Origin of the sequence: Moraxella lacunata (genome assembly GCF_900453205.1) — a bacterium.
Lineage (GTDB): Bacteria > Pseudomonadota > Gammaproteobacteria > Pseudomonadales > Moraxellaceae > Moraxella > Moraxella lacunata_B.
Window position 1 is genome coordinate 36,406 of sequence record NZ_UGQU01000002.1, and the last position, 11,515, is coordinate 47,920.

9 protein-coding genes and 1 pseudogene are annotated in these 11,515 nt (G+C 46.3%); 1 reads left to right on the plus strand and 9 read right to left on the minus strand.

What is annotated here, in order from left to right:
* Window positions 1-10 precede the first annotated feature (10 nt).
* The 8 genes from DX073_RS05655 to pstS form a co-directional block, all read right to left on the minus strand.
* Window positions 11-1,498: a Ppx/GppA phosphatase family protein gene (locus tag DX073_RS05655; RefSeq protein WP_115006514.1), complete on the minus strand. Its 1,488-nt coding sequence runs from the start codon at window positions 1,496-1,498 to the stop codon at window positions 11-13.
* A 197-nt stretch (window positions 1,499-1,695) separates the two neighbouring features.
* A complete protein-coding gene (locus DX073_RS05660; protein ID WP_258556888.1) occupies window positions 1,696-2,922 on the minus strand; it encodes an ATP-binding protein in 1,227 nt (408 codons plus the stop codon).
* A 54-nt stretch (window positions 2,923-2,976) separates the two neighbouring features.
* Complete coding sequence (gene phoB, locus DX073_RS05665) at window positions 2,977-3,657, minus strand: phosphate regulon transcriptional regulator PhoB (RefSeq protein WP_115006516.1); 681 nt, start codon at window positions 3,655-3,657, stop codon at window positions 2,977-2,979.
* Window positions 3,658-3,765: 108 nt separating this feature from the next.
* Window positions 3,766-4,437: a phosphate signaling complex protein PhoU gene (phoU, locus tag DX073_RS05670; protein WP_115006518.1), complete on the minus strand. Its 672-nt coding sequence runs from the start codon at window positions 4,435-4,437 to the stop codon at window positions 3,766-3,768.
* A gap of 120 nt (window positions 4,438-4,557) precedes the next feature.
* The gene (pstB, locus tag DX073_RS05675) at window positions 4,558-5,433 is read right to left on the minus strand and encodes a phosphate ABC transporter ATP-binding protein PstB (protein ID WP_404932924.1); all 876 of its coding nucleotides are present in this window, start codon (window positions 5,431-5,433) and stop codon (window positions 4,558-4,560) included.
* Window positions 5,434-5,619: 186 nt separating this feature from the next.
* A complete protein-coding gene (pstA, locus tag DX073_RS05680) occupies window positions 5,620-6,537 on the minus strand; it encodes a phosphate ABC transporter permease PstA (RefSeq protein WP_404932925.1) in 918 nt (305 codons plus the stop codon).
* 445 nt (window positions 6,538-6,982) lie between these two features.
* A complete protein-coding gene (gene pstC / locus DX073_RS05685; RefSeq protein WP_115006520.1) occupies window positions 6,983-7,954 on the minus strand; it encodes a phosphate ABC transporter permease subunit PstC in 972 nt (323 codons plus the stop codon).
* Window positions 7,955-8,281: 327 nt separating this feature from the next.
* Window positions 8,282-9,460, minus strand: coding sequence for a phosphate ABC transporter substrate-binding protein PstS (gene pstS / locus DX073_RS05690; RefSeq protein WP_115006522.1), 1,179 nt, complete (start codon window positions 9,458-9,460; stop codon window positions 8,282-8,284).
* Between the two features lie 290 nt (window positions 9,461-9,750).
* On the opposite strand from pstS, the pseudogene miaB reads away from it, so the two are divergent.
* Window positions 9,751-11,253: pseudogene (gene miaB, locus DX073_RS05695) on the plus strand (tRNA (N6-isopentenyl adenosine(37)-C2)-methylthiotransferase MiaB).
* 129 nt (window positions 11,254-11,382) lie between these two features.
* Here the strand turns inward: miaB and DX073_RS14665 are convergent.
* The gene (locus tag DX073_RS14665) at window positions 11,383-11,514 is read right to left on the minus strand and encodes a hypothetical protein (RefSeq protein WP_258556889.1); all 132 of its coding nucleotides are present in this window, start codon (window positions 11,512-11,514) and stop codon (window positions 11,383-11,385) included.
* Window position 11,515: the final 1 nt, after the last annotated feature.

An 11,515-nucleotide genomic window follows, 5' to 3' on the forward strand; every position in this document is an offset into this window, starting at 1 on the left:
TAAAAACAAATCAACGACTTAGCACATCCAAAGTCACGCCCCACGACAGAAAGTTATCAATCTCATCAACAAGCCCCGTGAATAGCTTCTCTTTTTGCATGTCCAGCACCCAGTGTGTCGGACTGTACAGGGTGAATTTGATGTCGGATTTTTGGATGTCGGTGCGAGTGTGGTTAATCGCCACCGCCAAACGCAGTAGCAATGCCAGCTTGGTCATTCTGTCGGTGCTGATACTCATCAACGCCTTATGGTCGTTTGCGGTGATTCTTCGGCGATGGTAACGCACCATGCCTGCCAGTCTGGTCTGCTCCATCTGCGAAAAGCCTGCTATCTCGCCAAACTCCAAGATATACGCACTGTGGCGATGATAACTACTATGCCCGATACTCATGCCAATCTCATGCAATAGTGACGAGCGTCTGAGCAGGTCATGGTCGTTTTGGTTTAACCCCAGTGGCTCTTTGGCGACATCAAAAAGCAGACGGGCGGTCTTGGCGACCCGTTTGGCTTGTTTTTTGTCCACATTAAACTTATCAATGAGCTTCATCACCCCACCATCACGGGCGTCATTACTGTCAAAACGTGAGAGCATGTCATACATGACCCCTTCACGAAGAGCCCCATCAGAGTAGCTCATCGCCTTGACCCCAAAGGCTTCCATCACCGCCAGCAGTATCGCCACACCAGCAGGGAAAATCGCCTTGCGATGAGCCTTGACCCCTTGTAAGTCAATGTTCTCAATATGCCAAGCATCTATCAAATGCTGTTTTAGAGCCAATACCGCCCCTTTGGTAATCAGCCCATGCTTGATAAGTCCAAGCCCCGTCAACGCCCCAAGCACCGCCTTAATCGTCCCTGATGAGCCAATCACTCGCTCAAAGCCCATTTTCTGATAACGCTTGATGTGCTGAGCCATCTCTTTTTTGGCAGAACGCATGGCATACCCAAAGGCTTCGTCATTTATCACGCCATTTTTAAAAAACTTCTGCGTAAAACTCACCGCCCCCATCTGTGCCGACTCAGTCAGGAGCGACTGCCTGCCCTGTCCGATGATAAGCTCAGTTGAGCCACCGCCGATGTCAATGACAAACCGAAGCTCATCACTAGGGTTTGTGTTCGCCACGCCCAGATAGATAAGGCGAGCTTCTTCACGCCCTGAGATGACTTCAATGGGGCAGGGCAAAATCTGATTTGCCTTGGCAATAAACTCATCGCTGTTGGTCGCCTGTCTTAGGGTATTGGTCGCAACCACACGCAAACGCTCGCCTGCCACGTTATCTAAGCGACCCATAAAGCGAGACAAGCAGGCCAGCCCACGCTCTTGGGCGTCGGCACTTAGATGACCTTGCTCATCTAACCCTGCCCCCAATTGGACTTTTTCGGACATGGATGCAATTTTTTTTAGCTCGCCATCTTTGACATAGGCGATTGCCATGTGAAAGCTGTTTGACCCCAAATCAATGGCACATAAGAGTTCATCATCGATGATACTTGACATAACTGTCCTTTGGCTGTGTGACTAAGTGGATAAAAAGGATAAAATTGTCAGATTGATTTTAAAAGGTTTAGAAGGTTTAGAAGGTTTAGAAGGATTTTAAAATTTGGTGTTATCAATATCTGCACACCCATATTTAATATGTTTTTAACATATTTTTAAAAAACCCTAAATCATGGTCACGCCCAATTTTAAAATCATCAAACCAACCGCTCTTTGGGAAATAGGATTTTAAAGGTAGAGCCTTGACCCAGCACCGAATCAATATGCAAGCTCGCCCCATGTTTGTGCAGAACATGCTTGACAATGGCAAGCCCAAGCCCCGTCCCACCCGTGGCACGAGAACGCCCACTATCCACCCGATAAAACCGCTCGGTCAGGCGTGCCAAATGCGTCTCTTCAATGCCAATGCCATTATCGGCAATACTCAGCAGTCCGCCATCTGATGTCTCTTCCCACAAAATGCTAATCTCGCCCTGCCTGCCTGTCTCGGTGCTGTCTGTAGGCGTGTATTTCATGGCGTTGATGACAAGATTTAAAATGGCACTGTATAAATATTTCTCAATGCCTAACACATGACGCTCGGTGTCTAAGTGTATGTCTAACAAATGCCCGAACTCTTTGTTGGTCGCACGGGCATCATCAAAGACCTGCATGAGCAGTCGGGGCATGTCCACCGCCACTTGTTGCTCACTGTCATCATGTTCTAGTCGTGACAACATGAGCAGGTCATTGACTAAGTTATTCATCCGCCGTGCTTGCTCACTCATCAAGGCAAAGCCCCGTTGCCATTTGGGTTCTAGGCTTGGGGCGTTTGAGAATGTCTCAATATAGCCCATCAGCACCGTCAAAGGCGTTCGCATTTCGTGCGACACATTGCCCACGAAGTCGGTTCGCATTTGTTCTAGATGATGAATGTAGGTGTGATTGGCGACGGTCAAAAGCACGTGGTTGTGGGCGTTATTAATCCTAGCGAGCGTGACCTTATAAATCTCGACACGGTAAATCTGCCCAAAAAACTCAAAGGCTTGTTTGGCGGATTTGGCGGTAGGCTCGGCAGGTTTGGCGGTATTGGTCAGTTTGACAGATTGATAAATGGCGTGAAAAATATCAGGGAATTTTTCCAAAAATTCATGATTTAAAATCAGCGATGACACCTTAGCACCGATGATGGGCTTATCCACATAAGCGGTCAAGATAAACAGTGCCGATGAGTTATGCCACACTATCTGTTCATGCTCGTCTAATATCATCAGCATGTCATCGGACGATTCTAATATCTGATAAAAATCATCGGATAAATCAGGGGCTGTACCCAACTTTATATTGACAGCCTTTGCATTGACAGCCGATGACTGACCGACAACATCTGCCGTCGTGTCTGTCTTATCAAGCCCTTTCTTATCAAGCCCTTTATCGTCCAACATGAAACTTGCCTTGCTTTTGTTATATCATTTTGAATTTTCAAATATTTTTATTAATCATTGATTAGAAAACCGATAACCCGTCCCACGCACTGTCTGAATCAGCCCATCCACGCCATGCGGGGCAAGCACCCTACGCAAACGGCGGATATGCACGTCAATGGTACGCTCATCAATGTACACATTACCGCCCCACACATGGTCTAATATCTGACTGCGGCTGTACACTCGCTCAGGATGGGTCATGAAAAATTTTAACAGCTTATACTCAGTGCTGCTGACCGCCACAGGCGACTCAGCGACCGAGACACGCTGACTTTTGTCATCAAGGCACAGCTCGCCCACGCTGAGCACTTTATCGGTTGGCATACTACGGCGTAACACCGCCTTGACACGGCTAACCAGCTCTTTGGTGCTAAATGGCTTGGTCATGTAATCATCCGCCCCAGCATCTAGCCCCAGTACTTTGTTGTCTTCTTCGCCTTTGGCGGTCAGCATGATGATGGGAATGTCATCGGTACTGCTGTCTTTTTTGAGCAAGCGACAAAAATCCAACCCCGATGTGCCTTGGGGCAACATCCAATCCAATATCATCAAATCAGGGCGAGCATCCACAATCTGACGATGAGCCGTCTTGACATCATACGCCGACACCGTCTCAAAATCCGCCATCTGTAACGTCGTAGCAATCAGTTCGTTAATGGCAGGTTCGTCTTCAACGATTAAAATGGTAGGCATGGGTTTCCTTAATTTACACAACAGCCCATACAGGGCATTGCCAAAAAATAACAATACTATAACAATAACACAAAACATCACAAAAGTGGGTAACTATTTGCAACCACCCTACTCCCCCACAACATCACGCACCACACTCATCTCGCTATGGCGAATGTCCGTACCGCTACTGGTATAGATGGCAAGCTCCGCCACGTTACGGGCATGGTCGCCCACCCGCTCCAACGCTCGTAACACCCACAGCGTGTGCATAATCTCGGACGACTTTATCTCATCTTTGTCCTGCAACCCTGCCAAAAGCTCGCCATACTCGCTATCCACCAATTCGTCCATCTGCATGACATCAAAAGCAAAACGGCTATCGTGGTTATTAAAGGCTTCCAGAGCGTCCAGCATCATCATACGCACATTGTCGGCAAGGGTGTGGACGTTGGCATGAATGGGCGTGTCATATAGGGCAATGCGAGCGATTTTTACCGCTTCATCGCCAATCCGTTCAAGGTCAATCACCGCCTTACTCATGCTCATGATATACCGCAAACCCACCGCCGTGGGCTGACGCATGGCAACAAGTTTGACCACCTTATCATCAAGCTGTCTTTCATGGTCATTGATTGTCTTGTCCGACTCAATGACCGCCCGTGCCAGCTCCTTGTCGCCATCGGATAGGGCTTTGATGGCTTTACCGACATTACTGACTGCCAAATTGCCCATCGTTAGGAGCAACTCTTTGGCAGCGGTTAATTCGTGGTCGTAGGATTTTGAGGTGTGTTTATCCATTATTTTTTCCAAATTTTAATTAAAAATTATCGGCATTGTTAATTGTATTTTTTAAAAAATCATTTAAAAAATCATTTTTTAAAGTTAAATTTTTATAATCAGTATTTAAATAAAAACAAATCAACCATACCGCCCTGTAATATAATCTTCGGTGGCCTTTTGTTTGGGATTGGTAAATATCTCTTTGGTCTCGCCCATTTCAATCATATCACCCAAATACATATAAACGGTATAATCAGAACACCGTGCCGCTTGTTGCATATTGTGCGTAACAATGGCAATGGTATAATCTTCTTTTAAATCATCAATCAAATCTTCAATCGCCCCTGTGCTAATCGGGTCAAGGGCAGACGTTGGCTCATCAAGTAGCAAAACTTCGGGGCGGGTTGCCACGGCACGGGCGATACATAGGCGTTGCTGTTGTCCGCCTGATAAGGACAACCCTGACGCTTTTAGCTTATCCTTGACTTCATTCCATAGGGCAGACTTTTTTAATGCCCACTCCACCCTGTCGTCCATCTCGGATTTTGAGAGTTTTTCATACAGTTTTACCCCAAAGGCGACATTGTCATAAATGGACATTGGAAATGGCGTGGGCTTTTGGAACACCATGCCCACTCTGGCACGGAGTAAGTTCACGTCCACCGATTTATCCAAAATATTCTCGCCATCTAGGATAATCTGCCCGTCCGCTCTCATGCCTTGATACAAATCATACATTCTATTAAACGTGCGAAGTAAGGTGGATTTGCCACAGCCTGAAGGTCCGATAAAGGCGGTTACTTTTTTGTCGGCAATGTCTAAATTGATGCCTTTTAGGGCTTTAAAATCACCATAATAAAAGTCCAATTCACGCACCGACATTTTTGGCACGATGACTTTGTCGGTTTGGCGGATATGGTTATCCACAATGGGGGCGTTTAGGGTCATAAAATCCGCCTGATAATTGGTAAATGAAGTATGGGTTTGGGTGGGTTTTTCTAATAACGCTGACATGGGATTTTTCCTAATGGATAATTAAACTTTTGGTATTGTTAATTCAATCTACCTTTGGGTGGATTTGTAGAGGCAAATTGCAATTTGCCCTTTATTGGATTTTGATAATTGGGCGAATGTGATTCGCCCCTACACGTCCAATTTTTCAAATATATATTTATTAAGCAATGCTAAATTTTAAAATACTTATTTATATTCCTTACCGCCAATAAATCTTGCCAAGACATTTAATGATAAGACAGCAAGGGTAATCAAGAGTGCCGCCGACCACGCCAATTTATTCCAAGTCATATCAGGATTCATGGAGAATTGATAAATCGTATTTGGCAAATTGGCAATTGTTTGGCTCATGTCCATGCTAAAATACAAGTTATTTAAAGCGGTGAACAGTAGCGGAGCGGTCTCACCTGTGATACGAGCAAAGGCAAGCAGTACGCCTGTAATCACGCCTGCTTTGGCGGATTTTAGGGTAACGTGTCCCACGAGCTTGTACTTAGGCGTGCCTAGGGCGTAGGCGGATTCTCGTAGGGTATTTGGCACAAGGGCGAGCATATTCTCGGTGGTACGCACGACCACAGGAATGACGATCAGAGCCAAAGCGGTCGCCCCTGCCCAGCCCGAAAAACCCCGACCGCCCGACACCATCAGAGCATAGACAAACAGACCGATGACGATACTCGGAGCAGACAGCAAAATGTCATTTAAAAAACGGGTAACACCGCCAAGCGTCCGCCCAAATTTGCCATCATTATCGGCAAATTCCGCCAGATAAATCCCTGCCATGAGTCCCACGGGCGTGCCGATAAACAGTCCCGAGAAAGCAAGCATTGCCGAACCAACAATGGCGTTTTTGAGACCGCCCACGGTGGCAGGGGGCGGGGTGTTGGCGGTAAAAATGGGCAATTCCATAAAGCCTGTCGCCCCACGAGAAAACAGCGTAATCAAAATCCAAACAAGCCAAAACAGCCCAAACACCATCGCTGACATGGTAAAGCCGATGCCAAGGGCGTTTTTGAATTTGCGTTTTTGGTACAACGTGCCATTCATCCGCTCATGGAATTTGGGCGTTGGGGCAGTTGGCTTTTCGTGCGTGAGTGTGGTCATGATAACCTTCTTTTAACCTTTGGGGTTGGTGATGTATTTATTTGGGCGAATAAATTTCGCCTACAATTTTAAATTACATGGTTTTAATATTTTGTCATTGTCAATCAATACCGCCTTTGAACGGATTTGTAGGGGAAAATTACCTTTTCCTATCTAAATTATTTATGCAACGCATTTATTTTTTGGCGTTTTATTTGTCTTTACAAATTTATAATTTAAAAAGGCATTTAATTAAACAAATTAAATTTTTGGTATTGTTAATTGAGTATACTTTTCTAGAAAGCCGTTCGTGGTGAGCTTGTCGAACCATAACGGTTTTCCTAGACTTCGACAAGCTCAGTCCGAACGGAAAACCTTAAAATCTATCTTTATTTAACAATACCAAATTTTTTAAATTTGGGCGAATAAATTACCCCTACAACTTTAAAATACACAAAGCGTTTAATCATTTCCCTGCCTTTTTATCAATTTTCATCAGCATAATTTTGGAAATTGACAAGACAATAAAGGTGATGACAAATAAGATTAAGCCTAAATGCAGTAGCGATGATAAATGAAGTTCGCTGGACGCTTCGGCAAATTCATTGGCAAGGGCGGACGTGATGGACACCCCCGATGCGAACATACTGGGCGTGATGTTAAAGGTGTTGCCGATAAGAAACGTTACCGCCATCGTCTCGCCCAACGCACGCCCAAGCCCCAAAATCACACCGCCAACCACGCCTGCTTTGGTGTAGGGCAGAACGATTTTGGTCATGACTTCCCACGTGGTCGCCCCCACGCCATAGGCGGATTCTTTTAGCAGGTCAGGCACGACAGCGAACACGTCTCGCATGGTGGCAGCGATAAAGGGGATAATCATGATGGCGAGGACAAGGCTTGCGGTAAACAGCCCAATGCCCATGGGAGCCCCATTAAACAGCGTGCCGACCACAGGCAATCCGCCCAAATGATGAATGAGCCACGGCTGAACCTTATCGCCAAACCACGGAGCAAACACAAACAAACCCCACATTCCATAGATGATAGACGGCACGCCTGCCAACAGCTCGATGGCGATGCCTAGGGGCTTTTTGAGCATTTTTGGACACAGTTCGGTCAAAAACACCGCAATGCCAAAACTCACTGGCACGGCAATCAAAATGGCGATAAATGACGTAACAAGCGTGCCATAAATCGGAGCCAACGCCCCATACTCGCCCGACACAGGATTCCATTCGCTACTGGTATAAAAGCCCAAGCCAAAGGCTTGCATACTCGGAATCGCCCCAATGACCAAAGATGCCAAAATCCCACCCAATGACAACAATACAAGCAGGGCAAAAAATTTGGTGGCAAGCACAAAGATGGCGTCTAGCTTTTTTTGTTTGTTTAATTGATCTTTTAGGCTGTCGGCACGGGCGGTGTGTGTTGTCATGATTGACCTTTTTGATTTTTAAATTAAACTTTATTTAAATGGTAATGCAAAATACACCCAAGAAACTTTAAAATTACTACAAATACAATGATGTGTGGACGTAGGGGTGTGCTGAGCACGCCTTGTATAGTAATATCATCAAAGGGCGTGCTCAGCACACCCCTACAAACCCGTGGTAAATATCAAGTTGGTTGGGAGTAACTTGTTTTTAATCATTTAAAACATTATGAGTTCCAAATTATTTTAAATTGCGATTTATATATTTTTAATTAACCTAATTTAATTTGGCATAAGGGCGAGAATATCCGCCCTTATTTTTTATCCACATTATTTATTAAACAACGGCTGACCGTCCGCCCCTTTGATTTGTGCCCAGCTTGCCTTAAACAGACCGACTGCCGTGTCGCTAAATGGCACATAATCCAAGGCTTTGGCAGAGTCATCGCCATTGGCATACGCCCAATTAAAGAATTCAAGCACGCCTTTGACTTGTTCGGGGTTTTGGGGATTTTTGTGGACGATGATAAAGGTCGCCGCCGCAATCGGCCATGCCCCTGCCGTGTCTGAATTGGTCAGCACTTTGTTAAAGCCTGCTTCTGCCGACCAGTCAATGTCCCCTGCCGCCGCAAAGCTGTCTGCCGATGGTTGGACAAATTCGCCTTTGGCGTTTTTTAAGGAGACGTGAGCCATGTTGTTTTGTTTGGCAAAGGCGTATTCCACATAGCCGATGGAATTTTTGACACGCCCCACGTAGCTTGCCACGCCGTCATTGCCCTTACCACCCATACCTGTGGCGGACGTTGGCCACTTGACCGCTTTGTCCACGCCAACTGCACTTGCCCAGTCAGGCGATGCTTTGGTGAGATAGTCGGTGAAGTTGAAGGTCGTGCCTGAGCCGTCCGAGCGGAACACGGTGGTGATGTTGGCGTCAGGCAAGGTTACGCCTTCGTTTAGGGCAGTGATGGCGGGGTCGTTCCATTTGGTGATTTTGCCCAGATAAATCTTGGCAAGCGTGTCGCCATCTAGCTTTAATTGCCCTGCACTCACGCCATCAACATTGATGACAGGCACAACACCGCCAATCACGGTTGGGAACTGAATCAGTCCATCAGCGTTTAGCTCGTCCACGGTAAGCGGTGCGTCCGATGCCCCAAAGTCCACGGTTTTTTCTTTGATTTGCTTGATACCGCCTGATGAGCCGATGGATTGGTAATTGACTTGTCCGCCTGTGGCAGAATTAAAATCAGCCGACCACTTGGCATAGATAGGCTGTGGGAATGATGCCCCTGCCCCTGTGATTTTTAGCTCAGCAAATTCGCCTGTGCTTGGGGCGGCTGTCTGTCCGTCAGATGTGGCGGTGGTAGCGGGGGCAGTTTCGGCAGGTTTGCCATCGGCACCGATGGGCGTGCCTTCGGCAGGGGTGTTTTGGTTGCACCCTGTTAGGGCAAATACGCCTGCCACGCTTAGAGCAAGCAGTTTGTGAGTAAAAGATAACTGAACTGACATACAAACTCCGATGTAATGGGAAAATTGGTGCGACTGCTTGCAGATGGCAATTTACAATCGCTGTGCGTATTTTGCCGTGTTTGTATGACAGCTTAGTGAATGTTTGATGACAGTTTTATGACAGGGTAAAAAGGGATGGGCATGGGACGGGTAAAATTAGCAATTTGACAGTTTGACAATTTAAAAAAGAATAAACCGCCAAATGAGCAAGCCATATTTTTCCAAAATACCACTGCCATGTGCTATAATAGCCCCTTTATCCCCCATTTGGCAAACCCTTGGAGAAAACCATGACCGTTGCTACTTTTAATCCCAAAACCGACACCAAACCCCACGCCCCCACGCTATCGCAGTTGGATTTGTCTCACTTAGAACAATTACCCAAAGACCCAACCGCCCCCAAACAAGTCTTTATCGCCACCCAAGGCTGTCAGATGAACGAATACGACAGCCAAAAAATGGGCGACGTGTTGGGCGACTCTCATGGCATGATAGTTACCGATGACATCAATGAAGCCGATGTGCTTATCATGAACACCTGCTCTATCCGTGAAAAAGCCCAAGAAAAAGTATTCTCCGAGTTGGGTCGCTGGCGTAAACTCAAAGATAAAAATCCCCATTTGGTCATCGGCGTGGGGGGCTGTGTGGCGTCCCAAGAAGGCGATAATATCCAAAAACGTGCCCCCTATGTGGACATGGTTTTCGGCCCCCAGACCTTGCACCGCCTGCCCCAGATGTATGATGAGCTGACCGCCAAGACCGCTCGTGCCAAAGCGTTAAACGTGGAACATACCAACACTGGCAAAAACGGCAAAACTCGCATTGGCGTGGTTGATGTGTCATTTCCTAGCATTGAGAAATTTGACTTTTTGCCCGAGCCAAAGGTCGAAGGCTATAAGGCATTTGTCTCTATCATGGAAGGCTGTTCAAAATACTGCTCGTTTTGTGTCGTGCCTTACACTCGTGGCGAAGAGTTATCTCGTCCGCTCGATGACGTGCTTGCCGAGATTGACGCACTTGCCGAACAAGGTGTCCGTGAAATTAACCTATTAGGGCAAAACGTCAATGGCTATCGGGGCGAGAAAGATGACGGCACGATTTGCCGATTTAGCGAGCTTTTGCACTATGTCGCCCACATTGACGGCATTGAACGCATTCGCTACACCACAAGCCACCCCTTAGAGTTTACCGATGACATCATTGACGCTTATCGGCATATTCCCAAACTCGTCTCGCATTTGCACCTGCCTGTCCAATCTGGCTCCAACGCCATTTTGCAAGCGATGAAACGCAATCACACCATTGACATTTAGATCAATCAAATCAACAAACTAAAAGCCATTCGCCCTGATTTGCACTTATCTAGCGACTTTATTATCGGCTTTCCTAATGAGACCGATGAAGACTTTGCCGATACACTAAATCTTGCCAAAGAGTTAGATTTTGACCATTCATACAGCTTTATCTACTCAAAACGCCCTGGCACGCCTGCCTCTGATTTGCCTGACAATGTCAGCTTTGAGACCAAAAAAGAACGTCTAGCGACTTTTCAGGAAGTCATCAAGGAGTCCACCTTTGCCAAGACCCGAGCGATGGTCGGTCAAACCGTGCGAGTGCTGGTCGAGGAGCGAGCCAACCGCAGAGACGGCTATTTGCATGGCACAGCCGACAACACTCGTTCGGTGATTTTTCGTGGCAGTGATGAGCTACTGGGTAAATTTGTCAATGTCCGCATTGATAAGGCGATTAGTATGCATTTGGTAGAAGGCGAGCTGGTGGCGGTATTAGGATAATGGACAATAGGTAAGATACTAAGATTGGTGTATTTATGACAAATACACCATGTTAAGTTTTTAGGCGTATTAGGGCATACCTACCATTGATGACATTTTTATAAAATTAAGGTAAAAAATTTGACAATTTTAACCAATTTTGCATAAAAATAGCCAAATCTCATCTTTCATGCAAATACCAAAGGCAGGCACACCCCAATCAGCACAATCCGCCATCAGCAGACCATAAAAAAGAGTGTTATTAAACACTCTTTTTAACACG